This window comes from Microvirga sp. (assembly GCF_014699075.1).
Lineage (GTDB): Bacteria > Pseudomonadota > Alphaproteobacteria > Rhizobiales > Beijerinckiaceae > Microvirga.
In genome coordinates this window covers 347,072-371,643 of sequence record NZ_JACXAB010000002.1, presented here as the reverse complement: position 1 = coordinate 371,643, position 24,572 = coordinate 347,072, and the positions used below count along the sequence as shown (strand labels likewise).

The following is a 24,572-nucleotide window of genomic DNA, read 5'->3' as shown; positions in this document are numbered from 1 at the left end:
CCCAGAAAACTTCAAAGTGGAGATCCTAATCGTGAACTTGCCTTCGCTCATCGCTGTCGCCGCCGTCGCGCTCGCCAGCCTCACAGCCGACCCTGCGTCGGCGCACTCGCTCGACAGCCTCCAGGGCGAGATGCACAAAAAGGAGAAGTACTTCGAGGTGAAGGACCGGCCCGCTCCGGAATTCACGCTGCGGGACGCCAAGGGAAACGATCATCGCCTCTCCGCGCTTCGCGGCAAGGTCGTCATCGTCAATTTCATTTACTTGGGCTGCACGGACGTGTGCCCGCTCCACACTGAAAAGATCGCCGAGATCCAGGGCATGGTGAACAGCACGCCGATGCGCGATCAGGTGCAGTTCCTGACCATCACCACCGACCCGGACCGTGACAAGCCGGAGGTCTTGAGCGCCTTCGGTGCGGAGCGCGGGCTCGATTTACGGAATTGGGCGTTCCTGACGACCACACCCGGGATGCCCGAGGAGGCGACCCGCAAGCTGGCGGAACAGTTCGGGCACAAGTTCACCAAGACTGCCGACGGCATGCAGATGCATGGCATCGTCACCCACGTCATCGACCGCGAGGGACGCTGGCGCGCGAACTTCCACGGCCTGCAGTTCGAACCCACGAACCTGGTCGTCTACATCAACGCCCTGGTGAATGACCGCGACCGCCACGACGTGGAGCGAAGCCCTTCGTTGTGGGAGCGCCTGCGGTCCTTTTTCTGACCGCGGCTGCCGTGCGGGCGATTTCCGTCCCGCCGCACGAATCCTCAACCGGGTCCAAGTGCCGCTTTGCCCAGTCCTCATAGGCAGGAAAGCCCAAGCCGCAGCACTGACAGGCCGCCGACGGCCGGGCCCAGCGAATAGGAAGCCTCGCCGGCCGACGCGCGCGCTTACGCCTTGTCGCCTTCGTAGATCGGGACGGTGAAGCGCGAGATCCCTGGCGCCCACGGCACCCTAGGGCGCGAGCGACCGCGCCACCTCCCAACATGCTGACATTGCTGCTCTGGAGGTTGAGAGGGGCGGCAGTTCGAAGAGCGCCCATGTCGGTCATGCGCCGTGCATGAGGAGGGCCTGCGCAGCGTGGCGCGGGTTTCCCGCGCGGTGGGCCCATGAGTCCGATCATGCGAACGCCGTGCACGAACTCGTGCCGTTTGCGTCCCGCATTCAGCTGTGGGTTCGCCGCATTGGCACACGCGCGGGAGCCTGCCAGCGGGAGTCTTGCACCGCAGCAGGGAGAAAGTCTCTCCCGGGGCGAACAAGGCGCGGCCCCTGGCCGCTGCCGGTCAGGCCGGGGGAGGGGCCGGAGACGCCACTGCGCCTCCGGCGGGACGGCTTATTGCGCTGGGCTGAGCGACTGAACGGTGTAGCTGCCGTCCGTGCCCTTGTTCAGGGTGAACTTCACCTTGGCCCCGGGCTTCACCTGGGTGAGGTCGACCGACGGCGCGGTCGCCATCTCCATCGACATGGCCGGCCAGCCGAACGCCGGGATGGGCTCGTGGTTGAGCTTGATCTTGCGCTGCTGGGCGCTGACCGACTCGACGGTGCCGGTCGCCGAGGCGCTCGTCGCCGCCGTGGCCGCCGGCGCCTTGCCGCCGCCCATGCCGGGCATGTTCTGCATGTTGCCCATGTTGCCGCCGGAGTTGCTCTGGGCGTGCGCCGGCAGGGCCAGGGCCGCGGCGGCGAGGCCGCCCAGGACCAGGGCCTTCAGGGCCGGGCCGCGCAGGCGCGGTGCGAGGATGAGGTTCGACATCGGGATCTCCTGTTGTGGTCGAATGCGGTTCTTCACGTCGCGTGAAGGCTGTGTCGCGGGCGCGGAAAGGTTCGATGCCAAACGCAGCCGGCGCGCGCCCACGATGGCGCCGGCCCCAACCGTCGGGTCGGGTCGAAACGGGGTGAAGGGAGGCACGCCGCTCATGACGCCGCCACGGCCACGTCGGGCTGGGAATGGTGCAGCTCGGCGGGGGGCTTTTGCCGCAGCAGGCGGAGGGGTTGGCGCCGGCCGCGCAGGGCCTGGTCCGGCACGGGCTCCCACATGGCACCGTTCCCGAGCTGCCCTGCCGCCCGCAGGGCGGGCTCGGACACGAGAAGGCGAACGCCGAGCGCGCCGGCGAGCTCCTCGATCCGGTTGGCGGCGTTGACGGTGTCGCCGATAACCGTGAACTCCAGGCGCTCCTCGTCGCCGAGCGCTCCCGCGGTGACCTCGCCGTAGTGGATGCCGATCCCCACCTCGACAGGGCCGAGTCCCGCCGCGGCGCGCTCTTCGTTCCAGCGGTCTGTCGCATCGAGGATGTCCAGGCCGCATTGGACGGCATTGCCGGCGTCCGCCTCGGTCGGATGCGGCACGCCGAACACGGCCATGATCCCGTCGCCGATGAACTTGTCGATGACGCCGCCCCGCCGCGTCACCGGCGCCGCCATCCGGCGGCGGTACTCGCTGAGGAACAGGGCGAGCGCGTCTGCGGTCATCCGCTCGGCCATCGGGGTGAAGCCGCGCACGTCGATGAACATCACGGCGGCCTGCTGCGGCCGGAAGGATGCGGTCACCGGCTCGAAGCGTGCGAGTTGGTCGGCGATGCCCGCGCTGAAGAAGCGGGACAGGTTGGAGCGCAGCCGCGCCTCGCGGATGGCGTCCGCAAGCGCCCGGCGCGTCCGGCCCACGGCCACGAACAGCACGACGGCCGTGAGCGCCACGACGGAGAGGCGGGTGATCTCCCCTGGCAAGACGAAAGCGGCATCCGGTGCCTGCGTCCCGGTCGCGACCCACAGCACCGCCCAGCCCGCCACGTACAGGCCTGCGGTGTAGAGGACCAGGTAGGGCCGGTGCCGGACCGCGGCAATCGCCAGGAGGAGGAAGATCAGAGACGCGATTGGAGCGGCCAAGATGCCGGACGCCGACGTTCCGAACGCAAGGGCCAGCGGGCCGATGCAGTGCAGGAGGAGGCCAACGTCGAGGGTGGCGAACACCCAGGGCAGCCAGGGCCGAAAAAAGCCGATCCAGGCCAGTACCAGACTCACGGTCGCGAACGCTCCCAAGGCGACAAAGGAGAACATGGCCATGTGCGCATGCTCCAGCGCGCCTCCGGCCCAGAACACGGCCGTGATGGCGGAGAACACCAGGAGCCGCAGGACGGCGAGGAGAGCCTCGGTGTCCTTCTCCGCGTGCGCCAGGCTCCGGTCGATGTGCGACCTCATCACAGAGCTCCTCGGGCGGCGAGGGCCCCGCGGACAGAGCACCGGCACCCGTGGGGTAGGCGGCCTAGGCGGCGGCTTTGATCCATGGTGGTCACTTGCATGACAGGCACATTCATGACGCTCACTCGGCCGCCCGCGGCAACGCGTTTCCGGGGCGTGCGGACAGGGTCTCGGGGCTGCCGTCGCGGCTCGGGATCGTGTCCTGCCGTCGCGGCAGCCTGCGCCCTTTCACGAGGGCGTAGATCGCCGGGATGACCACGAGCGTCAGCACCGTCGACGAGACCATGCCGCCGATCATGGGCACGGCGATGCGCTGCATGATCTCCGATCCGGCGCCCGTGCTCCACAGGATCGGAATCAGGCCCGCCATGATGGCGACGACGGTCATCATCTTCGGCCGCACCCGCTCCACGGCGCCGACCATGATCGACGCGTAGAGGTCCTCGCGGCTGAAGGCGCGGCCCTGGGCAGCACGCTCCGCCTGCACCTCCTTCATCGCGTGATCGAGGTAGATCAGCATGATGACGCCGGTCTCGGCCGCCACACCGGCAAGCGCGATAAAGCCGACCGCCACGGCCACTGACATGTTGAAGCCGAGCCACCACATCAGCCACAGCCCGCCGACCAGCGCGAACGGCAGCGACAGCATCACAATCAACGTCTCGGTGAGCCGCTTGAAGTTGAGGTAAAGCAGCAGAAAGATGATCAGGAGCGTAACGGGAACCACAATCTTGAGGCGCGCCTCGGCGCGTTCCAGGTACTCGAACTGACCGCTCCATTGGACGTAGTAGCCCGGCGGGAACTTGACCTCGTTGGCAACTGCCTGCCGGGCCTCGGCGACATAGCCGCCGAGATCGCGTCCGGTGATGTCGACGAAGATGTAGACCGCAAGCTGGCCGTTCTCCGTGCGGATCGAGGTCGCGCCCCGATTGAGCTTCACCTCCGCGACCTCGCCCAAGGGCACGGCGCCCCCGTTTGACATCGGCACCTGCACTTCGGTGGCGATGGCCTGCGGGTTCGAGCGCAGCTCGCGGGGATAGCGCACGTTGACGCTGTAACGCTCGCGCCCTTCGACCGTGTTGGTCACCGTCTCACCGCCGAGCGCCATGGCGATCACGTCCTGCACGTCGCCGACCGTCAGCCCGTAGCGCCCAAGCGCCTCCCGGTTTGGCGTGATGTCAAGGTAGTAGCCCCCGATGACCCGCTCAGCAAATGCACTCGATGTGCCGGGCACCGCCTTGACCACGGCCTCGACCTGGCGCGAGATCTTCTCCATCTCGGCAAGGTCGGTGCCGAACACCTTGATGCCGACAGGGGTGCGGATGCCGGTCGAGAGCATGTCGATGCGCGCCCGGATCGGCATGGTCCAGGCGTTCGACACGCCGGGGAACTGCAGCGCCTTGTCCATCTCGGCCTTGAGGCTGTCGATGGTGACGCCGGCCCGCCACTCGCTCTTTGGCTTCAGGTTGATGATCGTCTCGAACATCTCCGTTGGCGCAGGGTCGGTGGCTGTCGAGGCGCGGCCGGCCTTGCCATAGACCGAGGCAACCTCAGGGAACGACTTGATGATCCGATCCTGGGTTGCCAGAAGCTCGGCGGCCTTGGTGACCGACAGGCCCGGCAAGGTGGTGGGCATGTACATCAGCGTGCCCTCGTTCAGGGTCGGCATGAACTCGGAGCCGATCTGGCGCGCAGGCCAGACGCTGGCGCCGAGCGCCACGAGGGCGACGAGGATCGTCAACACCTTGGCCTTGAGCACGCCCCGGATGACCGGCCGGTAGATCCAGATCAGAAAGCGGTTCAATGGATTCTTGTGCTCCGGAATGATCCGCCCGCGCACAAAGATCACCATCAGGGCCGGGACGAGCGTCACGGACAGGAAGGCGGCGGAGGCCATGGCAAAGGTCTTGGTGAAGGCGAGCGGCCCGAAGAGGCGGCCTTCCTGGTTCTCCAGCGTGAAGATCGGCAGGAACGACACGGTGATGATCAGCAGGCTGAAGAACAGGGCCGGGCCAACCTCGCTTGCGGCCTCGATCAGGATCTCGACGCGTGGCTTGTCCTTGGGGGCCCGTTCCAGGTGCTTGTGGGCGTTCTCGATCATGACGATAGCCGCATCGATCATTGCCCCGACCGCAATCGCAATGCCGCCCAGGCTCATGATGTTGGATCCAAGCCCGATCATCTTCATGGCGACGAAGCTGATTAGGATACCAACCGGCAGCATCAGGATCGCAACAAGCGCGCTGCGCAGGTGGAGCAGGAACACGATGCAGACGAGCGCGACGATAACGCTCTCCTCGATCAGCGTGAACTTGAGCGTCTCGATGGCGGCCTCGATCAGCTGCGAGCGGTCATAGACGGGAACAATCTCGGTGCCCGCGGGCAGGCTCGGCAGGACCTCCGCAAGGCGCTGCTTCACGCTCTCGATCACGTTCAACGCATTGGCCCCGAAGCGCTGCAGGATGATGCCGCTTGCGACCTCGCCTTCGCCGTTGAGCTCGGTGATGCCGCGCCGCTCGTCAGGCCCCAATTCGACACGGGCGATGTCGCCCAGGCGCAGGGGCGTGCCGGCATCGGTCTTGAGCACGATGCTCTCGATGTCCTGAATGTTCTTCAGGTAGCCGCGGCCACGCACCATGAACTCGAACTCGGAGAGCTCCACGGTGCGCCCGCCGACGTCCATGTTGCTGCCGCGGATGGCGTCGCGGATCATGGTCATCGAGACGCCCTGCGCCCGCAGGCGGCGCGGATCGACCACGACATTGTACTGCTTGACGAAGCCGCCGACCGCGGCGACTTCGGCGACGCCCTCGGCCTTGGCGGCGGCGAAGCGCACTTTCCAGTCCTGCACCGAGCGCAGTTCCGCCAGGGTGAGATCCTTGGCCAAGAGGGCATACTGGTAGACCCAGCCGACGCCAGTGGCGTCAGGGCCAAGGGTCGGCGTCACCCCCGCAGGGAGGCGACTTCCTGCGGCATTGAGGAATTCGAGCACTCGCGAGCGCGCCCAGTACGGGTCCGTGCCGTCCTCGAAGATGATGTAGACGAATGAGACGCCGAAGAACGAGAAGCCCCGCACCACTTTGGATTTCGGTACGGTCAGCATGGCGGTGGTGAGCGGATAGGTGACCTGATCCTCCACCACCTGCGGCGCCTGACCCGGGTAATCCGTGTAGACGATAACCTGCACGTCGGAGAGGTCGGGGATGGCATCGAGCGGCAGGCTGCGCAGGGAGTACAGCCCCGCCGCGACCGCGAACAGCGTCCCGATCAGGACGAGCATGAGGTTGCGGGACGACCAAGCGATGGTACCGGCGATCATTGGGGCTTCTCTTCGGCAGGAGCCGTCATGCCCTGCAGAGCGGCTTTCAGGTTGCTTTCGGCATCAATGAGGAAGTTGGCGGACGTCACCACCTGATCCCCTGACGCGACGCCCTCGCGGATCTCGACGAAGCCGTTCCCGCGGGCGCCGACCTTGACCTGGCGCGGCTCGAAGCGGCCCTCGCCCTTGTCGACGATCACGATCTGACGTGTGCCGGTGTCGATGAGCGCGCTGTCGGGCACGGCCACGACGGGCTTGCCGGAGCCGGTGGCGAACTCGACGTCCGCGTACATGTCCGGCAGCAGTGCCCCGTCCCGGTTGGGGATCTCGATCCGCACCCGGGCCGTGCGGGTTTCCGGGTTCACCTGCGGGTAGATCAGGTCAACGCGGCCCGAGAACGTCTGCCCCGGCAGGCTGCGCACCCTGAGGGTCACTGCCTGGCCCGGCTGGACGGCACCCAGGTCGTGTTCGGGCACGTCCGCGAGGATCCAGACGGTCGAGATGTCGGCCAGCCGGAACAGCACGTCACCGGGCATAGCCCGCATGCCCTCGATAGCGCTGCGCTCCAGGATGACGCCGTCACGCGGTGCTGACCAGGTGATCGACAGCGGCACCTTTCGGGTGCGCTCGATCTCGGCGATCACCTCCGGGGGCACGTTGAGGTTTTCAAGCCGGCGCCGGGCGCCGTCCAGTACAAGCGGGCGCCCGGCGCCCGAATTCGTGCCCTCGTTGAGGACGCTGAGGTACTGCGCGCTCGCCGCTGCGATGTCAGGGGAATAGAGGCGCAACAGCGGATCGCCTTTGCGCACCCGCTCGCCGGTGGTCACGTCCTCGACCTTGTCGATGAAGCCCTCGGAGCGCAGCGAGATCACGGCGATGCGGCGCTCGTCGAGCTTCACGGTGCCAGGGGCGCGGACCGGACGGATCACCACGCGGCGCTCGACAGCCTCCGAGCGCACGCCCGTGCGCTGCAGCTTGCCCGGTGAGACCGTGACGGTCGATCCATCCTCCGCCTCGCCTTCGTAGACCGGGATGTAGTCCATCCCCATCGAGTCCTTCTTCGGCACCGGTGAGGTATCGGGCAGGCCCATAGGGTTGCGGTAGTACAGGATCTTCTTCCCGCCGGCCTGATCGGCAGCAGGCTGTCCGGCCGGCGCGTCCTTCGGCTTCTCATCAAAGCTCACGTCTGCGCTGGCCGGCACCGGCAGGAAATCCCGGCCGTCCTCCGTCTTCTTCGGCGAGATCGAGTAGGCCGGCTGGCCGTCGGGATGTCGGTAGTAGGCGACCGGCCCCCCAGCGGCCGGCGCAGGGCCGTTCAGGATCGCTACGGCCGGGGCCGGGATCCAGCCCGGCAACGGCCAGTTGGTCCGGCCGCCATGGAACCCCGCCGCGAACCCGCCCGCCAGCGCCGTGGCCGCCAGCACGGCGAGCGCGAGCCGCTTCAGGGTTCGTCCGCGGCGCGGCGGCTGGGCCCTCTCGGGAGCCGTGCCGGGCTCGAAGGGGTCATGGCTCGCGAAGGGGTCCTGGCGTTCCAGTGAGTGGAGGGGGGAGATCTGGTCCATTACTGCACCGCCTTGAGAATAAGCTTGCCTTGCACGGTGCCGGCCTCGCCGGGCACCTTCGCGGCGAGCGACACTTGCCAGCCGCCCTCCATCGCGAGATTGGTCTTGAACAGGTAGGTGCCGGGCTTGTCGGCCGGCTGCGGCTCCAGAGGCGCCGTCATCATCGCCATGTCCTCGGGGGCCATGTCGATGCGGCGGGCGAAGATCACCGCATCAGGCACGGGCTTGCCGGTCGGCTTATGGACGAGCTCGACAGCGACCAGAGCCTCACCCGAGCGGGCCTGCGGACTAACCAGCCGAAATTCGTAGCCGTTCAGAGCCTCGGACGAGACCGGGGTGACGGCACGGGCGGGGAGCAGGCTGGCGAGCGCTGCCGTGACCTGTGGTGGCACCCAGCCCGGCAGGGTGAGCTCGCCCGCGCCGACACGGTAGCCGGCCGCGGTGGCCGCGCCGAGCACGACGAGGAACAGGAGCGTGATGACAGCTTTCTTCATGATTGCAGCCTCGTAGATTCTCGTGTGGGGAGTCCGGAGCGAAGCATCATGGAACCGCCGTCACGATGAGCTTGCCGCGGACGTAGCCGTCCGCATCCGGCACCTTCGCCATGAGCACGAGCGACCAGTCGCCCTCCATGACGAGGTCGGTCTCGAAGCGGAAATAACCCGGCAGTACGTCGGGCACCGGCTCCAGCGGCGCCGTCATCTCACCCATGCCGTCCGGCGACATGTCCAGCCGGCTGATGAACACGACCGCATCGGGCACCACCTTCCCGGTCTGTCGATGCACAAGCCGCACGGTCAGGACGGCGCCGTAACCCTGCTTGAGTTCACGGTCGACGAGCTCGAATTGGTAATCGGACGCGCCGACGTCCTGTGCCAAGCTTGGGCTGGCGAGAACGGAAAGTGCTATCACGACAGCCATCGTCATGGCCCGGAGAGCCGCCTGCACGGCCCGGCCTCCAAAGGGACGGGCGGCGCTCCTGTGCGGCAAACCTGGCGACACGATGTTCAAGACTCTCACGGAAAATCCCCAATTGTAGGTGAGTTCGCTGGCACCAATGAAACGGTTACAGCCCCCACGGCGATTTGAGCGCCGCGGACCGGAACCGGTTTGGGCGCCATTCCCTGTGCCTCACGCCGCGTCCTGAGAGGGAGTTCGGTGGGGAGGCGGCGCTGGTTACACGCCGTGGCCATCCGGCTCGGTGAATAAGCGGTGTTGCAGGCGCAGTGGAAACGGCTTGGCCTTGTCGCGCGGCGGCTGCAGCTCACAGGTGCGGGATGTAACCAAACCCGCAATCCCAGCGAACTATCCCGAAGAATGGCGGTTGGTCGCCCAGGAGCCTGCCGCGCTTGCGACGGGTCGAGAACAGGAGAGGACTTCGATGCAACCCTTTGAGCAGAACCCCACCGCCTATGGCACCGGCCTGGCCCGGACGGCTGCACAGGTCGACCAAGGCCTGCGCAGCTTCATGCTTGGCGTGTACAACAACATGGTCCTGGGCCTTGGCATCTCGGCGCTCGTGGCTCTCGGTGTCAACATGGCGGCCACCACGAGCGACCCCGGATCCGCCGCCGGGCAGGTCGGAGGCGTCACTCTCACGGCGTTCGGCCGCCTTCTGTACACCACGCCGCTGATGTGGCTGGTGGCACTGGCGCCTCTGGCCTTCATCTTCTTCTTCACGTTCCGGATGGACCGGATGTCGGCGGCGTCCGCCCGCACCACCTTCTTCGCCTTCGCGGCGGTGATGGGCGCTTCGCTCTCGACGCTGCTCATCCGCTACACCGGCGCGAGCGTCGTGCAGGTGTTCTTCATCACGGCGGCCTCCTTCGGTGCGCTGTCGCTGTGGGGCTACACCACCCGCCGCAGCCTGTCGGGCATGGGCTCGTTCCTGATGATGGGCCTCGTCGGCCTGATCATTGCCTCGATTGTGAACATTTTCGTCGCATCGAGCGCGCTCCAGTTCGGCATTTCCGTAATCGGCGTTCTGATCTTCGCAGGCCTTACCGCCTACGACACGCAGAAGCTGAAGGAGATGTACCTCATGGGCGGCCTTGACGCCGAAGCTGCGGCCAAGGTGTCGATCTTCGGCGCCCTGACGCTCTATCTCGACTTCATCAACATGTTCCAGTTCCTGTTGTCGCTCGTGGGCGTCAATCGCAGCGAGTAGCCTGCCATGCGGTCCGCGCCGGACGCCGTCACATTGGATGTAACCAAAGCCATGCGCCCTGCGAAGTGATCCTGGGCCTCCGGTGGCACCCGCCACCGGAGGCCCAGGATTGTGTGCGCCCCTCGGGCGCCTCTTGGTGGGCTTGACGCCCATGACATGAAGGAGCTGCGCCCATGGCTTTAACCGCACACGTCGCCATCGCATCGCTGCTTCTGATGATCGGCGTGAAACCGGCGGGCGCCCAGACTGCAGAGGCGGCGAGGCCCGACCCGGAGGCGGCCCGGCGCGGGGCGTATCTCGCCACGGCCGGCAACTGCGCCAACTGCCACACCAACGGCGCCGGCGGCGGGGCGGCCTTCGCCGGCGGGCGGGCTCTGCCGACCCCGTTCGGGGTCTTCTTCGCACCGAACATCACGCCCGATCCGACGCACGGCATCGGCGCGTGGAGTCTGGAGGATTTCAGCCGGGCCCTGCGCCGCGGCGTGTCCCCGCGCAACGAGCATTACTATCCTGTCTTTCCCTATACCTCGTATACGGGGATGACCGACGGCGACATCGCCGACCTGTGGGCCTTTCTGCGCCAGGTTCCGACCGTTCCCCAGCCGGACCGGCCCCACGAGTTGGGATTCCCCTTCAACGTGCGGCTCGCGATGGCGCCGTGGAAGATCCTGTTCCTGGATCGCGGCCCGCTGGCGCCGGAGCCGGCCCGCAGCCCGGAATGGAACCGGGGCCGCTACCTCGTCAACGCGGTCGCTCACTGCGCCGATTGCCACGCGCCCCGCAATCCCTTGGGCGCGGTCGACCGCGCCCGGCATATGTCGGGGACGCGCGAGCGGCTCGAAGGCTACGAGGTGCCCAACATCACCCCCGACATCGAGACCGGCATCGGGCGATGGACCGTGCAGGACCTCGCCGGCTTGCTGGCCGGGCGCGGAATGCGCGCGATGCATGTCGGCGGGCCCATGCGGGAGGTGGTCTCCAACACGGCGCGCCTCACCGAGGCCGACCGGCTCGCGATGGCGACCTACTTGAAGTCGCTGCCGCCCCGCTACGGCGAGGTCCGGCCCGGCGGCAGGATGTGTGGCGGCATGATGGGTGGGATGATGGGCGGCGGTATGATGGGTATGTGCCGATGATGGGCCGGGAGGAGTTGAGATGCTGAGATTGGCGGCCATGATCGCGACGGCGGCCGTCGCGCTGGGACCGTTGGCGTTCACGGGGGTGGCCGGGCGCGGCGCGCGGCTGTTCAGGATCCTCTTCGCCCTGCTGCTTGCCGCGGCCGCGGCCGCGGCGGCGACCGGCCTTTTGGCCGGGGAGGCGTTGTTTTGAGAGCGGATGGTCCCGGACCGGCGGTCACGGTCCTGCGGGCGGGTCCCGTGCCACGGTCGGTTGGCCGGGGTCCGTGCGCAAAGCGCGCGCCGGGCTGTGCCACTCGACAAACAGATCCGGATCCGCTCCCTTCCGAACAGCGCCGGCCTGCCCATCGCCGACGCGAGTTTGGACAGGGGATCGGGTCTTCCAGGATGATCGTCAGGACATCGACTGTGCGCCGTGCCGTGCTCATGACAGAGCCCGCGCTGCCTGTTGCGGAACTCGCGCAAACCGCGCCCTTCAGCCCCGACCAGCGTCACGCCATCGGGGAGGTCGTCTGCGAATGCCCCCTGCCAAGCGCGGAGCCGCCGCGGCAGGCGACCGCGACCATGCGCCAATGCGGCAAGGCCCGATGCCGAGCGCCCCGGTCGCCAACGGGCATTCCGGCGGAGCGAAGCTGGAAACGCGGGATTTACCATGGCCGGTGCACGGATTCCCGCGCCGCTGGACATTCGGACACACCGGCCTTGCGCCCTCACCATGGGCTGCTATCTTGGATTCGATGACCTGGGCTTCCCTCCACCGCCTGTGCGCGCTCGTGCTGGCCCTCACCCTGGCGGTGGGGCTGGCGACGCATGGGGTCAAGGCGGCGCAGATGAGCGCCCAGATGGCCGCCGCGGCGATGAGCGCGCCGATGCCTGACGGCTGTGACGGATGCGATCAGGACGGCAATGCAATGCCGGCCTGCGCCGCCCTGTGCGCGGCCATGATCGCCGTCCTCCCGCTCCCGCCCGACCTCGTGTCGGATGCGCGGGCGCCCGCGCATCCTGTCTTGGTCCTTCGGGCGACGGGTTTGCGCGGCCCGCCCGAGCCCTTTCCGCCGAAACCCAACATCCTGAGCTGAGGCGCGCCGCTCGCGGCCGCGCCTGAACCCGCGCGCCGGTGGTCGACACCGCGCGCCGGGCGCCCGTGTTCGCCCGGGCCGCCCCCACACGTTTCAGGATGAAGACCATGTCAAATCGCTCCGGGCCGGCGCTCAGCCGCCGCGCCCTTCTGGCCGGCGGTGCGGGCCTCGCGCTCGCCGCCAGCCTTCCGCCCGGCCCCCGGGCCCATGAGGGCTCCCATGACGCAGAGTTCCGGCTGCTCGCCGCACCTGGCGAGGCGGCGCTCGCCGGCGCTGCACGTCCGGCAACCCCGGTGTGGACCTATAACGGCGCGGTCCCTGGCCCCGGGATCCGGGTCCGCCAGGGCGAGCGCGTGCGCGTCCTCGTGGAAAACCGGTTGCCCGAGGAGACCACAGTGCATTGGCACGGGCTGCGGGTGCCGAACCCGATGGACGGCGTGCCCCATCTCACCCAGGCGCCCATCCGCCCCGGCGAGAGCTTTACGTATGAGTTTGCCTGCGAGGACGCGGGCACGTTCTGGTACCACCCGCACCAGAGGAGCCATGCCCAGGTCGGGCGCGGCCTCTCCGGCCCGTTCATCGTGGAGGAGCGCGAGCCCTATCCGGTCGACCGCGATGTCACCTGGATGCTGGGCGACTGGCGCCTTCTCAAGGACGGGTCGATCAGCGACGACTTCGGCAACCTGCACGATGTCAGCCACGCCGGCCGCATCGGCAACACGGCGACGGTCAACGGGGCCGTGGCCCAAGCCTTCGAGGTCCGCCGCGGCGAACGCATGCGGCTCCGTCTCGTCAACGCCGCCAACGCCCGCATCTTCGGCCTGGAGTTCGAAGGGCACGACCCCTGGATCGTGGCCCTCGACGGCCACCCGGTCGAGCCGCACGCGCCCGAGGGTGGGCGGGTGGTGATCGGACCGGCCATGCGCGTCGACCTGGTGATCGACATGACGGGTCGGCCCGGCGGCCGGTTCAAGGTCACGGACGCCTTCTACAAGGGTCTCGACTACCGGCTGCTCGATCTCGCCTATGCCGGCGGGCCCCTGCGCGAGCCTCGGGAGACTGCTGTCCTGCCACTGCCCGCGAACCCGGTGCGGGAGCCGGACCTGTCCTCCGCCCAACGCCACGATGTGGTTCTCGCCGGCGGCATGATGGGGACGATGGCCGGGGCGATGGTGCATGGCGAGATGACCGACGTCCGCGCCATGCTGCGCCAGAGCCTGGTGTGGGCCATGAACGGCGTCGCCGCCACGGGGCACGTCCACGAGCCGATGGCCACGCTCGCCCACGGCAGCTCCCACATCCTCGCGATCAAAAACGAGACGGAGTGGTGGCACCCGATGCATCTGCACGGCCACACCTTCCGGGTGCTCGGCCGCGACGGCGTGCCAACCCGCCGTCGCGAATGGCAGGACACGGTGCTGGTCGCGCCGCGCGAGCGGGTCGAGATCGCCTTCCTGGCCGACAACCCCGGCGACTGGATGTTCCACTGCCACGTCCTGGAACACCAGGCGGGCGGAATGATGGGCTCCATCCGCGTCGCCTGACACCACGATCCTCAAGGAGAAATCACATGCGCATCCTCAACACCGCCGCCCTCGCCCTCGCCCTGACGCTCGCCGGTCCCGTGCTGGCACAGAGCGCAAAGCAGGCCACACTCTACAAGAACCCGCAATGCAGCTGCTGCGAGGAGTACGTGAAGTACCTTCGCGAGAACGGCTTCGAGGTGAAGGTCGTGACCACCCACGACCTGCCGCTGGTCAAGAAGGAGCACGGCGTCCCCACCGACCTTGAAGGCTGCCACACCACCCTCGTCGACGACTACGTCGTCGAGGGGCACGTGCCGCTGAAGTCCCTCAACAAGCTCCTCACGGAGCGCCCGGCGATCAAGGGCATCTCGCTCCCGGGCATGCCGATGGGCTCTCCTGGGATGGCCGGTCAGAAGATGGAGCCGTTCACGATGTACGAGATCTCGGGCGACGCCACGCCCAAAATCTTCGCGGTCGAGTGAAGGAACGAACCATGATGCATGACATGATGAGCGGCCCGATGGGCTGGATGATGGGGGGCATGGGCCTCGTCGGGCTCCTGCTTGGCGTCGCGCTGGTCCTCGCGATCATCGCACTGGTCAAGGCCATTGCCGGGAGCGGGCGATGATATCGCTTCTCCTCGCCCTCCTCGTCCTCGCGGCGGCGCCGGCCGCCGCGACGGAGCGCCCCGCCGCCTTCGTTCTCCACCACGAGCCGCGCCCCGTGCCCGATCTGCGCTTCGTCGACGGCGAGGGGGGCACGCGGACCCTTGCGGACTTCCGGGGCAAGGTCGTGCTCCTGAACGTGTGGGCGACCTGGTGCCCACCGTGCCGCCAGGAGATGCCGGCGCTGGACCGCCTGCAGGCGATGCTTGGCGGCCCGGGCTTCGAGGTGGTCGCCCTGTCCGTCGACCGTGCCGGGGTGGGGCCGGTGCGCCGGTTCTACGGCGAGACCGGGGTCGGCCGGATCGCGGTGTATCTCGACGCGTCGGGGCGGGCCCTGCGCGACCTCAACGCGGTCGGCCTGCCGACCACGCTCCTTCTCGACCGGGAGGGGCGGGAGGTCGGGCGGCTGATCGGACCGACGGTCTGGGATGCGCCCGAGATGGTCCAGATCCTGCGCGAACGCATCGGTCCCGCTTCGGATGGAGGGGCGCCATGAGAACGCCACTGATCCCGCGCGCGCGCCGCGCATTGATGAATGCGCGGCGGTGTAACCGAACACCCATGTGGCACGAACTAAGGGGTGAACGCTCATGATTGCGAACGAAGCCGAGCTGCGGGCGCTCATGACGGCCGGCCTGAACGGCGATGCGGCGGCCCACCGCGCGCTCCTGGACAGGCTCAGCCGCCACCTGCGGGCCTACTACAAGAACAAGCTCGCGCGGATCGGGCGGAGCGCGGACGAGGCGGAGGATCTGGTGCAGGACGCGCTGATGGCGATCCATACCCGACGGCACACCTACGACCCGGGCGAGCTCTTCACCCCGTGGGTGCACGCCATCGCGCGCTACAAGCTCATCGACCACCTGCGCCACACGAAGACCTCCATGACGGATGTGCCCATCGAGGATGCCGCCGACTTCGAGGCCCAGGACGACCATGCCGGGGCGGAGAGCGCCCTTGACCTCAACCGCCTGCTCGCGCGGCTGCCCGAGAAGATGCGGCGCGCGATCCGGCACGTTAAGATCGACGGCCTGAGCGTCGCCGAGACCGCCGCCCGTTGCGGCATGTCGGAATCGGCGGTCAAGGTGAGCGTGCATCGAGGCCTCAAGGCCATGGCGGCGGCAATCGCCCGAGGAAGGACCACATGAAGACCGACGACCTGATCAACATGCTCAGCATGAACGTTGAGCCGGTGGACCGCGGCCAGCTCAGGCGCAGCCTCGGCCTCGCGGTGGCGCTCGGGGCCGGTGGGGCGCTCGTTGCGGCCCTGCTGACGCTCGGGGTCCGTCCGGACCTGCACGAGCCCGGCGCCCTGGCCTTTCTCGGCCTGAAGCTCGCCTTCTCGGCGGGCGTCGTCCTGATGGCCTCGCTGCTGCTGACGCGCCTCGCCCGCCCGGGCGGAGAGCGCCGGACCCGTCCCGTTCTGGCGCTGCTGCCGTTCGCCGCCATCGTGCTGCTCGCGGGCCTGAGCCTCGCCTATGCACCGAGCACCCATTGGGAGGCGATGATCGTGGGCGACATGTGGCTTGAGTGCCTCGTGTCGATCCCGATCATCGCCATCGTGCCCTTTGCGGTGATTGTCTGGACCGTGCACCGGTTTGCGGCGCCCACGGACCTGGCGCGGACCGGTGCCTTCGCCGGCCTCGCCGCCGGCGGCGTGAGCGCGATGGGCTATGCGCTGCACTGCATGGACGACTCCCTGCCGTTCATCGCGCTCTGGTACGGCGGCACCATCATCCTGTGCACCGTGGCCGGAGCGCTGCTCGGTCCGCGTCTGCTGCGTTGGTGACCGGAGACACCCGCGGCCAACTGCGTCGTCGGGCGGTCAGCAGGCCTGTGAACGGCCGGCCCAGTCTTGCGAAGTCCTGATGACGTATACGCAGCGTCCGGCTGGGCACGGGAGCCCTGATGCAAAGCGTTGGGCCGGAGGGCTTCATGGCACGACAATCCGCATTTCGGGCGCAACGGTCCGACATCACCTGGCACAAGGGCCGGCGTCCGAGGCGGCGCATCCGGTCGAGCCAAGCCAAGGCCGGCGTGCGTGCCTTGCGCAGGCTCGTCTGGCTTTTGCTGGGGGCCATGGCCGTGTTCATGGTGCTGTCATTTCAAGGCATCGGCCAGGGCACGCGTCCGGCCCCATCCTCGCGGGCTTTCCTGGACCGTGCGCGCTCGACTTCCACGCCCTCAAGGTCGCCTGCAGCCGCAGGAGCGTCACAGAACCAAGGCTTAGCCGACATATCCGGGGCGCAGATGCCTTGACGATGTCGGGACCGGCCCTTCACGACCGCGTGAGCATGTAACCGATCCGCGGCTGCCTCCGAACTTATGGTCAGAAGTGCATGGAGCACATCAACGGAGGTCTCCACATGAACGCAAGCAACGGTTCCGTCATGACGAAGTCGAGCCGCCTGCCGCAGCCATTCAGCCGGCTCGGATGGGGCGGGCGGCGTACCTGGATCGCCCTAGCGGCGATCCTGCTGGTCGGCGGCGCCGCATTGAACTGGGGCTGGCTCGTGGCCGCGGGTATTGCACCGTTGCTGTTGGCCCTGGCGCCGTGCGCGGCCATGTGCGCGCTCGGCCTGTGCATGAAGGGCGGCAACGCCTGCAAGAGCGAGAGCAATGGCGCCGTCCCGGTGCGGGCGGCCAACGCTGGCCAAGGGGGCGCGGAACCGGCCTGACCGCAACTGAACCCATTCACAACATTCAACACGACATCCAAGGAGATGCAGACATGAACACCTTCACAAAGACAACTCTCGCCCTCGCCGCGCTCGGTGCGACCGTGGCAATGGCTCCGGCGCTCCACGCCCAGGGTGCCCCCGCCCCGGCCGCACCGCAAGGCCAGGGCATGGGCAACATGGGCGGCATGGACAACATGGGCGGCATGGGGAACATGAGTGGCATGGGGAACATGAGTGGCAACATGAGCGGCGGTGGCATGGCCGGCATGATGAAAATGATGGAGGACTGCAATCGCATGATGCAGTCGATGAAAAATCAGAATCCGTCGCGCGAGACCCCGCCGGCCACCCCCGAACAGAAGGGGTAGGCGGCGCGACGGGCGGCCGCCGCGTCACTACCTCCCCCTGCGGCGGCCGCATCCCCCATCACGGACAGGGCCGGAGGCCGGCGAAGTCCGTCTTCCGTGGACGGAGAAGGATCGGTCGCCGCCCCCTGCGAGGCGGCAGCAAGCCAAAGGAGTGCCATCATGCCCCGTAGTTTCGATGCGCTTGAGCGCCAGGTGTTCCTGGCCTTCGAGCAGGCTGTTGCGGACAAGCGCTTGGACGTGGCAGACCATCTGCTTTACGCCCTTGAGGCGCTCGATCCGGAGTTCGAGGGACCCGCGATCCGTCGCGCCTGCCGTTCGATCCTGGAACCAGCCTCGGGGGCGGAGGACGCCGACACCGCTCCCCCGAGCCGGCACTGACCCTAGCCGATCACGAGCCCTGCGGAGCGGTGTCGCGCCGGCCGGGCCCATCAGAAATGAAAGAGCGCTGCGATGAGATCTTCACGAGGACCCTGTTGGCTCGCCCTTGCCGTGATCGGCCCGTTGGTGGTCATCGGCGCGACTGCGTCGAAGGCATCGGAGACCGTGCGCGTCGCGGAGTTGCCGCGCCAGACGCATATCCACGGGCTTGCCGTGGACCGTCAGGACCCGTCGCGGCTCCTGATCGCGACCCATCACGGCCTTTTCCGGGCTGGCCCGGACGGACGCGCGGAGAGGATTTCGGAGGTTCAGGACTTCATGGGGTTCACCCCGCATCCGACAGACCCGAAGACGCTGTTCGCGAGCGGGCACCCCGCACGCGGAGGCAACCTGGGTTTCATCGCCTCCACTGACGGCGGTGCCACCTGGCGGCAGGTCTCGCCGGGCGTGAAGGGACCCGTCGATTTCCACCAGATGAGCGTGAGCAGCGCGGACCCCGCGACGATCTATGGCGCGTACGGCGGGCTCCAGGTGAGCCGGGACGCCGGCAGGACCTGGACGGTCGTGGGCCCCATCCCGGACAAGCTGATCGACCTCGCCGCTTCCGCCAAGACATCCGACACGCTCTACGCCGCCACGGAGAATGGCCTCCTTGTGAGCAGTGACGGCGGCAAGGGCTGGACGACCGTCCTCGCCGGGGCGCCCGTGAGTCTGGTCGAGGTGACCCCGGACGGTTCGCTCTACGCATACGTCGTCGGGCGTGGCCTCCTGCGCTCCGACGCCGAGTCGCTGGCGTTCGCAACCATCAGTGACGACTTCGGCGGGGGCGTTCCTCTGCATCTTACGGGAGATCCCGCCAATCCGGCTCGCCTCTTCGTCGCAACGGCGCGCGGCCGCGTGCTCACCAGCACGGACCGGGGACAGACATGGTCTGAGCTGGGAGCCGGTGGCTCTTAGATGGCTCCGGGCGCAGACCATCCCCGGGGGCACCGCGCCCTCATCCGGGGGAGCCGGTGCTCCGGCGGGGCTGTCTCGGCACGGGCTTCGGAGAACGGGCACCAACGATCAGAGGAGGCGAATTGACCACCGGCGCAACCCACACGGCCACGGGCCGCCATCCCGGGATCACTCGTTCCTGGCACGCGGCACTGCGCCGTTACTTGATTGCCATGGCCCTGGGCAACCTCGCTTGGGAATTCGCCCACATGCCGCTCTACACGCTCTGGACGACCGGATCCTGGGCTGAAATCGCGTTTGCGGCCGTCCATTGCACGGGCGGGGACATCCTCATTGCCCTCTCCAGCCTGACCATCGCCTTGCTGACCGTCGGCACCGGCGCCTGGCCGGCCGAGCGGTTTCGCACCGTGGCTGCGCTGACCGTTGCCTTCGGGCTTGGCTATACGACCTTCAGCGAGTGGCTCAACATCGTGGTCCGGGCGGCGTGGGCCTATTCCGACCTAATGCCCGTGTTCCCGGTGTTCGGCTTCCATGTCGGGCTGTCCCCGCTGCTGCAGTGGATCGTCGTCCCGCTCGCCGCCTTCGCATGGGCCGCCCGAACCGGGAATGAACGCCACCCTGTCGAGCCTCTCAGTGCGGTCTGACAGGACGGCTAGGCTGCGCCCCCACCGGCCCTGGCTCGCGGTGGGTGCCGTCACCGTCGTAGGAGCCGCGACGGCTTGGTTTGGTCTTCGTCTCTGGGCCGCGGACCCGATGGTGGCCCATGGTCGGCAGCTCTACGACGCCCACTGCGCCTCCTGCCATGGCCTGAAGCTCGAAGGCCAGCCGGACTGGCAGACGCCGAAGGTGAACGGCCGCCTGCCGGCACCTCCCCACGACGAGAACGGGCACACCTGGCATCACAGCGACCACGAGCTCTTCCTGATCACCAAGAAGGGCATGGGAGCGGTTGTGCCGGGGCACGAAAGCGACATGCCGGCGTTTGAGGGAATGCTGGCCGACCAGGAGATCGAGGCGGTGCTCGCCTACATCCGGAGCACATGGCCGGAGCGGGCTCGCCGCTACCAGGACGAACGCAGCCGGGCGGACGCTGCTCGCCAGAAGTAGCGGCGGCACCGTAGAGACCCGCCGCCACAAGGGAGAAAGGCGAGGAATTATGCACGGCGCCCCGGCTCGGGCGAGAGGATGTCGAGCACCGGGCACTCGGGGGCGGTGCCGCCCTCGCACCGGTCGATGGTCTGCCCGAGCAGCCGCTCAAGTTTCCTGAGGTCGGCGATCTTCATGCGGATGTCGTCCAAGTGTCTTGCGGCAATCTCACGAACGTCGCCGCACGGGGCCCGCTCCGGCCCGCCCAGCGCCAGAAGCGCCTTGATCTCGTCCAGCGTGAACCCGAGCTCGCGGCCGCGTCGGATGAAGGCCAGTACGCGTGTATGGTGGTGATCATAGACCCTTCGGCCCCCCTCACTTCGGGGTGGCGCGGGCAGCATCCCGATCCTCTCGTAGTAGCGGATGGTCTCGATGTTCACCCCTGTGAGCCGTGACAGCTCGCCGATGGGGAACGTGTCACCTCGCGAATGCGTGATCGCCTCCATCAAAAATCCTCTTGCTCCTGTAGTCACTACAGGATGCACGGTGGCTCCATCGACGTAAAGGAGATTGTTTGATGCGTTCATTGACCCGTGCAGAGGCACGTGACCTGGAGAGCCGGCCAGCGAGCGAGAGCGCTCCCCGTGACAGCCAAGGTCTGCTGGCGGTGGGAGGCCTTCTGGCCGCGCTCGGAGCCTCGTCCTGCTGCATCCTGCCACTCGCGCTCTTCGGTTTCGGGGTGGGTGGAGCATGGATTGGCAACCTGACCGCGCTGGCGCCCTACCAGCCCGCCTTCGTGGCCGTGGCGGTGGCCTTCCTGACGTTTGGCTTCTGGCGGATCTATCGTCAGCCCAAGGCTGCCTGTGCGCCGGGAAGCTCCTGTGCGCGGCCGGGATCGAGCCGCATCGCCAAAATCGGCCTCTGGACGGCTGCCGTGCTCGTCCTGGCGGCCGTCACCTTCCCCTACACCGCCCCGCTGTTGATCAGCCTGTGAGGAGACCTGAGATGAAGACCCTGTTTCGTATCGCCCTGACCGCCTCCGCCCTGATGCTCGCGGGTGGAGCAATAGCCGCGCCACGGACCGTCACGCTTGAGGTTGAGAACGTGAGCTGCGTGAGCTGCGCCCCGATTGTGAAGAAGGCGCTCTCCCGCGTTCCGGGCGTCAGCCAAGTCACAGTCATTGAAGCTGACGGCATGGCGACGGCGACCGTCACCTTCGACGATGAAAAGGTCACGCCCGAGGCGCTGACCCAGGCAACGACCAATGCCGGCTTTCCCTCGACCGTGAAAGGCTCTTCATAAACCACGTCCCGACCGAAACACACGAAAGTTGAGATCATGAGTGACTGCTGCGCCACAGGCGCGAAGAACGGCAACGACTGCTACGATCTGGTGGTGGTTGGGGCCGGGTCGGCCGGGTTTTCCGCTGCCATCACGGCTGCCGAGCAGGGAGCGCAGGTCGCCCTTGTTGGCTACGGCACGCTGGGCGGCAGCTGCGTCAATGTCGGCTGCGTGCCCTCAAAGGCCCTGATCCGGGCCACCGAGGCGGTGCACCACGCGAACACAGCCTCGCGCTTTGCCGGGATCGACGGAACCGCGCGGGTCGCCGACTGGCAGGCCCTGGTCGCCCAGAAGGACGATCTCGTCGCGAGCCTGCGCCAGGCCAAGTACGCCGACCTCCTGCCGGCCTACAACAATGTCGCCTACCATGAGGGCCAGGCCCGGCTCGTCGACGGCGGCGTGGAGGCTGGCGGCAAGCGCCTCGCCTCCGACCGCATCATCATCGCGACCGGCACGCGGCCGGCCCTGCCGGCCATCCCGGGCATGGCCGACGTGTCCGCGCTCGACAGCACGGCGGCGCTGTCCCTGACCGAGCTGCCCCATTCGATGATTGTGGTCGGCGGCGGCTACATCGGAGCCGAGCTCGCGCAGACCTTCGCGCGCTCCGGGGTCGAGGTGACGCTGGTCTTCCGCAGCCGCCTTCTGCCCGAGGCCGAGCCTGAGATCGGGACGGCCCTTGCCGGCTACCTGGCAAACGAGGGCATCACGGTCATGGGCGGTTTGGCCTACGGCTCCGTTCGCAGGACGGAGGATGGGGTCGCGCTCACGGTCGTCAGGGATGGGCTTGCGCAGACCATCCGCGCCGAACGCATTCTGGTCGCAACCGGACGCGCCCCCAACACGGAAAGCCTCGGCCTTGCGGAGGCGGGTGTCGCCCAGACCCCCACCGGTGCCATTCTCGTCGACGACCGGATGCGCACCAGCAAGGCCGGCGTCTATGCGGCCGGTGACGTCACGGGCAAGGACCAGTTCGTCTACATGGCCGCCTACGGGGCGAAGCTTGCAGCCAAGAATGCCCTGAACGGCGACAGCCTGCGCTATGACAACTCGGCCATGCCGGCGGTGGTCTTCACCGATCCGCAGGTCGGCAGTGTCGGCCTGACAGAGGCGCAGGCCCGGTCTGCCGGCCATGACGTGCGGACCTCGGTGCTGTCGCTCGACAACGTGCCCCGGGCGCTGGCCGCCCGCGACACGCGGGGCGTGATCAAGCTCGTGGCGGACCGGGGCACCCGCAAGCTGCTCGGGGCCCACATCCTGGCGCCCGAAGGTGCGGACAGCATCCAGACGGCGGCCATGGCGATCCGCGGCGGGCTCACGATCGATGATCTGGCGGAGGCGATCTTCCCGTACCTGACCACCGTCGAGGGGCTCAAGCTCGCCGCCCAGACCTTCGACAAGGACGTCAAGAAGCTGTCCTGCTGCGCAGGATAGCGCCGGCCAACTCCATGGAGGATTGAGCCATGACCATCACCGTGAACCCCACACGGGAGCGTGCGGCGGAGATCAGGCCGGGCGTGTTGCGCCCGGACTGGTCGGCCGCGACGACGCCGGCTGTCCGACAGGCCCTCGCCGGACGCATGACGGCCCGTTCGGGCCTGCTCGACAAGTGGTCGCACGCGCTCGAAGCGAGCGAGGACATCGTCTGGCGGACCGTCCTGCGGCTCTACGCGGCCAAGGGGCGGCCTCCAAACATCGACGAGATCGCTGCCACGACGGGGATCGACGGAGGCCGTGTCGGCGCGCTCCTGCGCAAGCTGCAACTGCGGGATCTCGTCGGCCTCGACGCCGGGGCGGAGACCATCTGGCTGGCCTATCCCTTCACGGAGCGGGCGACCGGACACCGAGTCGAACTCGACGGCCAGGTCCTGAATGCCCTGTGCGCCATCGACGCCCTCGGCGTCGCCGCGATGTACGGCACCGATGTCACCGTGGAGTCGCAATGCCGTTCCTGCGGCGAGACGATACGCGTCACAACCGCCGATGTAGGCCAAGCGCTGCGGAGCGTGTCCCATCCCGAGGCGGTCGTCTGGTACGACTTTGCGTACACCGACAACGCGGCCTCATCGTGCTGTCCGGCCATCGCGTTCTTCTGCTCCGACGGGCACCTGCAACGCTGGCTCGGCAGCCAGGCAAGCCCGCGCGCGGGAGCCCGCCTGAACATGAACGAGGCCCTGGAGGTCGGCCGCGCGATATTCGGGCCTGTCCTCGCCGCCGCAAGGCAAGACGACGGGTCGGAGGATCTGCCGTGAATGACAAACTGGTCGCGATGCTTGTCACCTTCGTCGTCGTGCTTCCCCTCTACGCGATGTGCTGCCTCGGGCCGGCTGCGGTTGTCGGCTTGGTCGGAGGCCTGCTTGGGTGGCTCAGCGGATCCGTTAGCCTGGGCGTTGTCAGCTTTGCCGCAACCGCGGCTCTGCTGGTGTCCTGGCGGATGCACCAGAGAAAGGCTGCTTCCGCCGCCTCTCCGGGTACCTCACGCGAATTGCCGGGCAGCCCATGTTGCACGACGGAAACCCGTGCCTTGCAGTTTCCGGACCGGGTTGTGGTGAAAGTCGGGATCAGGAGGCAGGATGTCGAAGCGAGACATTGAGGAGGGCTCCGTCCTGGCGGTGGCGTTCAATGGGGATGGCCTTGTCCCGGCAGTCGCTACGGACGTGGTGACGGGGGAGGTCCTGATGCTGGCGTGGATGAACGCGGAGGCGCTGAACCGGACCATCGAGACCGGCGAGGCCTGGTACTGGAGCCGGTCCCGCCGGGAGCTCTGGCACAAGGGCGCGACCAGCGGCCAGATCCAGCATGTCCAGGAGCTGCGGGTCGACTGCGACCAGGACACCGTTTGGCTCAAGGTCCGGGTCGGCGGCGATGGTGGCTGTTGCCACACCGGACGGACAGGCTGCTTTTACCGTGTGATCGAGGATGGACCTGAGGGGCCAACTCTCCGCCCGGCGTGAGCGCCGACCGTCGTTCGGTGCTCAGAAATTCCTTAACCCGCCGGAAACCTGTAGCAACTCCAGATCTGTTTCCCCATCGTTCGTGGAGCGATTGCCCCGACGGCGTGGTGACCGCGGTTACGGATCGTCGCTCTTGAACGGAGCTGCCCGAAGCACAGGAGGC

31 protein-coding genes are annotated in these 24,572 nt (G+C 67.8%); 24 read left to right on the top strand and 7 right to left on the bottom strand.

Annotation, left to right across the window (positions count from 1 at the left end):
- Positions 1-31: 31 nt before the first annotated feature.
- Positions 32-724, top strand: a complete 693-nt coding sequence (locus tag IC232_RS05050) for an SCO family protein (protein ID WP_312895109.1) — start codon at positions 32-34, stop codon at positions 722-724.
- Between the two features lie 610 nt (positions 725-1,334).
- Here the strand turns inward: IC232_RS05050 and IC232_RS05045 are convergent.
- The 6 genes from IC232_RS05045 to IC232_RS05020 form a co-directional block, all read right to left on the bottom strand.
- Positions 1,335-1,751: a copper-binding protein gene (locus IC232_RS05045; RefSeq protein ID WP_246812037.1), complete on the bottom strand. Its 417-nt coding sequence runs from the start codon at positions 1,749-1,751 to the stop codon at positions 1,335-1,337.
- A gap of 161 nt (positions 1,752-1,912) precedes the next feature.
- On the bottom strand, positions 1,913-3,193 hold the full coding sequence (locus tag IC232_RS05040) for an adenylate/guanylate cyclase domain-containing protein (RefSeq protein ID WP_190843826.1): 1,281 nt from the start codon (positions 3,191-3,193) through the stop codon (positions 1,913-1,915).
- 121 nt (positions 3,194-3,314) lie between these two features.
- A complete protein-coding gene (locus tag IC232_RS05035; RefSeq protein ID WP_190843825.1) occupies positions 3,315-6,512 on the bottom strand; it encodes an efflux RND transporter permease subunit in 3,198 nt (1,065 codons plus the stop codon).
- Positions 6,509-8,074, bottom strand: coding sequence for an efflux RND transporter periplasmic adaptor subunit (locus IC232_RS05030; protein ID WP_190843824.1), 1,566 nt, complete (start codon positions 8,072-8,074; stop codon positions 6,509-6,511). The genes IC232_RS05035 and IC232_RS05030 overlap by 4 nt, the downstream gene beginning before the upstream one ends.
- Positions 8,074-8,568 (bottom strand): FixH family protein, encoded by a 495-nt coding sequence (locus IC232_RS05025; RefSeq protein WP_190843823.1) that lies wholly within the window; start codon positions 8,566-8,568, stop codon positions 8,074-8,076. Before IC232_RS05025 ends, IC232_RS05030 begins: the two co-directional genes overlap by 1 nt.
- 46 nt (positions 8,569-8,614) lie before the next feature.
- Positions 8,615-9,094, bottom strand: a complete 480-nt coding sequence (locus IC232_RS05020; protein WP_312895108.1) for a FixH family protein — start codon at positions 9,092-9,094, stop codon at positions 8,615-8,617.
- Positions 9,095-9,455: 361 nt separating this feature from the next.
- Between IC232_RS05020 and IC232_RS05015 the strand changes: the two genes are divergently transcribed.
- From IC232_RS05015 to IC232_RS04940, 17 genes are all read left to right on the top strand, one after another.
- On the top strand, positions 9,456-10,241 hold the full coding sequence (locus IC232_RS05015; protein ID WP_190843822.1) for a Bax inhibitor-1/YccA family protein: 786 nt from the start codon (positions 9,456-9,458) through the stop codon (positions 10,239-10,241).
- Between the two features lie 173 nt (positions 10,242-10,414).
- The gene (locus tag IC232_RS05010) at positions 10,415-11,377 is read left to right on the top strand and encodes a c-type cytochrome (RefSeq protein WP_190843821.1); all 963 of its coding nucleotides are present in this window, start codon (positions 10,415-10,417) and stop codon (positions 11,375-11,377) included.
- Between the two features lie 37 nt (positions 11,378-11,414).
- Positions 11,415-11,570: a hypothetical protein gene (locus tag IC232_RS05005; RefSeq protein WP_190843820.1), complete on the top strand. Its 156-nt coding sequence runs from the start codon at positions 11,415-11,417 to the stop codon at positions 11,568-11,570.
- Between the two features lie 535 nt (positions 11,571-12,105).
- Positions 12,106-12,456 carry a hypothetical protein gene (locus tag IC232_RS05000; protein ID WP_190843819.1) on the top strand — a complete coding sequence of 117 codons (351 nt, stop codon included), beginning with the start codon at positions 12,106-12,108 and terminating at the stop codon, positions 12,454-12,456.
- 236 nt (positions 12,457-12,692) lie between these two features.
- A complete protein-coding gene (locus tag IC232_RS04995; RefSeq protein ID WP_246812053.1) occupies positions 12,693-14,000 on the top strand; it encodes a multicopper oxidase family protein in 1,308 nt (435 codons plus the stop codon).
- Positions 14,001-14,026: 26 nt separating this feature from the next.
- A complete protein-coding gene (locus tag IC232_RS04990) occupies positions 14,027-14,464 on the top strand; it encodes a DUF411 domain-containing protein (RefSeq protein WP_190843817.1) in 438 nt (145 codons plus the stop codon).
- 11 nt (positions 14,465-14,475) lie between these two features.
- Positions 14,476-14,610: a hypothetical protein gene (locus IC232_RS32825; protein WP_281413345.1), complete on the top strand. Its 135-nt coding sequence runs from the start codon at positions 14,476-14,478 to the stop codon at positions 14,608-14,610.
- Entirely contained in the window at positions 14,607-15,143 is a 537-nt protein-coding gene (locus IC232_RS04985; RefSeq protein ID WP_190843816.1) for a TlpA family protein disulfide reductase, read from the top strand. The genes IC232_RS32825 and IC232_RS04985 overlap by 4 nt, the downstream gene beginning before the upstream one ends.
- Positions 15,144-15,237: 94 nt before the next feature.
- Complete coding sequence (locus IC232_RS04980) at positions 15,238-15,795, top strand: sigma-70 family RNA polymerase sigma factor (protein WP_190843815.1); 558 nt, start codon at positions 15,238-15,240, stop codon at positions 15,793-15,795.
- The gene (locus tag IC232_RS04975; protein ID WP_190843814.1) at positions 15,792-16,436 is read left to right on the top strand and encodes an NrsF family protein; all 645 of its coding nucleotides are present in this window, start codon (positions 15,792-15,794) and stop codon (positions 16,434-16,436) included. The genes IC232_RS04980 and IC232_RS04975 overlap by 4 nt, the downstream gene beginning before the upstream one ends.
- Before the next feature lie 146 nt (positions 16,437-16,582).
- Positions 16,583-16,906 carry a hypothetical protein gene (locus IC232_RS04970; protein WP_190843813.1) on the top strand — a complete coding sequence of 108 codons (324 nt, stop codon included), beginning with the start codon at positions 16,583-16,585 and terminating at the stop codon, positions 16,904-16,906.
- A 107-nt stretch (positions 16,907-17,013) separates the two neighbouring features.
- Entirely contained in the window at positions 17,014-17,325 is a 312-nt protein-coding gene (locus IC232_RS04965) for a hypothetical protein (protein ID WP_210335233.1), read from the top strand.
- A 53-nt stretch (positions 17,326-17,378) separates the two neighbouring features.
- Positions 17,379-17,696, top strand: a complete 318-nt coding sequence (locus tag IC232_RS04960; RefSeq protein ID WP_190843812.1) for a hypothetical protein — start codon at positions 17,379-17,381, stop codon at positions 17,694-17,696.
- 159 nt (positions 17,697-17,855) lie between these two features.
- Positions 17,856-18,074 (top strand): hypothetical protein, encoded by a 219-nt coding sequence (locus IC232_RS04955; RefSeq protein WP_190843811.1) that lies wholly within the window; start codon positions 17,856-17,858, stop codon positions 18,072-18,074.
- A gap of 72 nt (positions 18,075-18,146) precedes the next feature.
- Positions 18,147-19,031: a F510_1955 family glycosylhydrolase gene (locus tag IC232_RS04950; RefSeq protein ID WP_190843810.1), complete on the top strand. Its 885-nt coding sequence runs from the start codon at positions 18,147-18,149 to the stop codon at positions 19,029-19,031.
- Positions 19,032-19,153: 122 nt separating this feature from the next.
- Positions 19,154-19,675 (top strand): hypothetical protein, encoded by a 522-nt coding sequence (locus IC232_RS04945; RefSeq protein ID WP_210335224.1) that lies wholly within the window; start codon positions 19,154-19,156, stop codon positions 19,673-19,675.
- Positions 19,665-20,138 (top strand): cytochrome c, encoded by a 474-nt coding sequence (locus tag IC232_RS04940; RefSeq protein ID WP_312895107.1) that lies wholly within the window; start codon positions 19,665-19,667, stop codon positions 20,136-20,138. The genes IC232_RS04945 and IC232_RS04940 overlap by 11 nt, the downstream gene beginning before the upstream one ends.
- Before the next feature lie 47 nt (positions 20,139-20,185).
- Here IC232_RS04940 and IC232_RS04935 read toward each other — a convergent pair whose 3' ends face one another.
- Positions 20,186-20,623, bottom strand: coding sequence for a MerR family transcriptional regulator (locus IC232_RS04935; protein ID WP_190843808.1), 438 nt, complete (start codon positions 20,621-20,623; stop codon positions 20,186-20,188).
- 71 nt (positions 20,624-20,694) lie between these two features.
- On the opposite strand from IC232_RS04935, the gene IC232_RS04930 reads away from it, so the two are divergent.
- Genes IC232_RS04930 through hisI form a run of 6 tightly spaced genes read left to right on the top strand, consistent with a single transcriptional unit; the run spans position 20,695 to position 24,409 of the window.
- Positions 20,695-21,111 (top strand): mercuric transporter MerT family protein, encoded by a 417-nt coding sequence (locus tag IC232_RS04930; RefSeq protein WP_190843807.1) that lies wholly within the window; start codon positions 20,695-20,697, stop codon positions 21,109-21,111.
- 11 nt (positions 21,112-21,122) lie between these two features.
- Positions 21,123-21,419 carry a cation transporter gene (locus IC232_RS04925; RefSeq protein ID WP_190843806.1) on the top strand — a complete coding sequence of 99 codons (297 nt, stop codon included), beginning with the start codon at positions 21,123-21,125 and terminating at the stop codon, positions 21,417-21,419.
- Positions 21,420-21,455: 36 nt separating this feature from the next.
- Positions 21,456-22,889, top strand: coding sequence for a mercury(II) reductase (merA, locus tag IC232_RS04920; RefSeq protein ID WP_190843805.1), 1,434 nt, complete (start codon positions 21,456-21,458; stop codon positions 22,887-22,889).
- 41 nt (positions 22,890-22,930) lie between these two features.
- Positions 22,931-23,707, top strand: coding sequence for an alkylmercury lyase family protein (locus IC232_RS04915; RefSeq protein WP_190843804.1), 777 nt, complete (start codon positions 22,931-22,933; stop codon positions 23,705-23,707).
- The gene (locus IC232_RS04910; RefSeq protein WP_190843803.1) at positions 23,704-24,048 is read left to right on the top strand and encodes a hypothetical protein; all 345 of its coding nucleotides are present in this window, start codon (positions 23,704-23,706) and stop codon (positions 24,046-24,048) included. The genes IC232_RS04915 and IC232_RS04910 overlap by 4 nt, the downstream gene beginning before the upstream one ends.
- Positions 24,029-24,409: a phosphoribosyl-AMP cyclohydrolase gene (gene hisI / locus IC232_RS04905; protein WP_190843802.1), complete on the top strand. Its 381-nt coding sequence runs from the start codon at positions 24,029-24,031 to the stop codon at positions 24,407-24,409. The genes IC232_RS04910 and hisI overlap by 20 nt, the downstream gene beginning before the upstream one ends.
- The last annotated feature ends 163 nt before the right edge of the window (positions 24,410-24,572 follow it).

Coding starts and splice junctions, on each gene's coding strand:
- IC232_RS04970 (WP_190843813.1), top strand. CDS start 16,583: ATGGCACGACAATCCGCATTTCGGGCGCAACGGTCCGACATCACCTGG.
- IC232_RS05010 (WP_190843821.1), top strand. CDS start 10,415: ATGGCTTTAACCGCACACGTCGCCATCGCATCGCTGCTTCTGATGATC.
- IC232_RS04965 (WP_210335233.1), top strand. CDS start 17,014: ATGAACGCAAGCAACGGTTCCGTCATGACGAAGTCGAGCCGCCTGCCG.
- IC232_RS04975 (WP_190843814.1), top strand. CDS start 15,792: ATGAAGACCGACGACCTGATCAACATGCTCAGCATGAACGTTGAGCCG.
- IC232_RS04935 (WP_190843808.1), bottom strand. CDS start 20,623: ATGGAGGCGATCACGCATTCGCGAGGTGACACGTTCCCCATCGGCGAG.
- IC232_RS04960 (WP_190843812.1), top strand. CDS start 17,379: ATGAACACCTTCACAAAGACAACTCTCGCCCTCGCCGCGCTCGGTGCG.
- IC232_RS05045 (WP_246812037.1), bottom strand. CDS start 1,751: ATGTCGAACCTCATCCTCGCACCGCGCCTGCGCGGCCCGGCCCTGAAG.
- IC232_RS32825 (WP_281413345.1), top strand. CDS start 14,476: ATGATGCATGACATGATGAGCGGCCCGATGGGCTGGATGATGGGGGGC.
- merA (WP_190843805.1), top strand. CDS start 21,456: ATGAGTGACTGCTGCGCCACAGGCGCGAAGAACGGCAACGACTGCTAC.
- IC232_RS04990 (WP_190843817.1), top strand. CDS start 14,027: ATGCGCATCCTCAACACCGCCGCCCTCGCCCTCGCCCTGACGCTCGCC.
- IC232_RS05025 (WP_190843823.1), bottom strand. CDS start 8,568: ATGAAGAAAGCTGTCATCACGCTCCTGTTCCTCGTCGTGCTCGGCGCG.
- IC232_RS04980 (WP_190843815.1), top strand. CDS start 15,238: ATGATTGCGAACGAAGCCGAGCTGCGGGCGCTCATGACGGCCGGCCTG.
- IC232_RS05035 (WP_190843825.1), bottom strand. CDS start 6,512: ATGATCGCCGGTACCATCGCTTGGTCGTCCCGCAACCTCATGCTCGTC.
- hisI (WP_190843802.1), top strand. CDS start 24,029: ATGTCGAAGCGAGACATTGAGGAGGGCTCCGTCCTGGCGGTGGCGTTC.
- IC232_RS04985 (WP_190843816.1), top strand. CDS start 14,607: ATGATATCGCTTCTCCTCGCCCTCCTCGTCCTCGCGGCGGCGCCGGCC.
- IC232_RS05005 (WP_190843820.1), top strand. CDS start 11,415: ATGATCGCGACGGCGGCCGTCGCGCTGGGACCGTTGGCGTTCACGGGG.
- IC232_RS04955 (WP_190843811.1), top strand. CDS start 17,856: ATGCCCCGTAGTTTCGATGCGCTTGAGCGCCAGGTGTTCCTGGCCTTC.
- IC232_RS04925 (WP_190843806.1), top strand. CDS start 21,123: ATGAAGACCCTGTTTCGTATCGCCCTGACCGCCTCCGCCCTGATGCTC.
- IC232_RS05040 (WP_190843826.1), bottom strand. CDS start 3,193: ATGAGGTCGCACATCGACCGGAGCCTGGCGCACGCGGAGAAGGACACC.
- IC232_RS04930 (WP_190843807.1), top strand. CDS start 20,695: ATGCGTTCATTGACCCGTGCAGAGGCACGTGACCTGGAGAGCCGGCCA.
- IC232_RS05030 (WP_190843824.1), bottom strand. CDS start 8,074: ATGGACCAGATCTCCCCCCTCCACTCACTGGAACGCCAGGACCCCTTC.
- IC232_RS05015 (WP_190843822.1), top strand. CDS start 9,456: ATGCAACCCTTTGAGCAGAACCCCACCGCCTATGGCACCGGCCTGGCC.
- IC232_RS04950 (WP_190843810.1), top strand. CDS start 18,147: ATGAGATCTTCACGAGGACCCTGTTGGCTCGCCCTTGCCGTGATCGGC.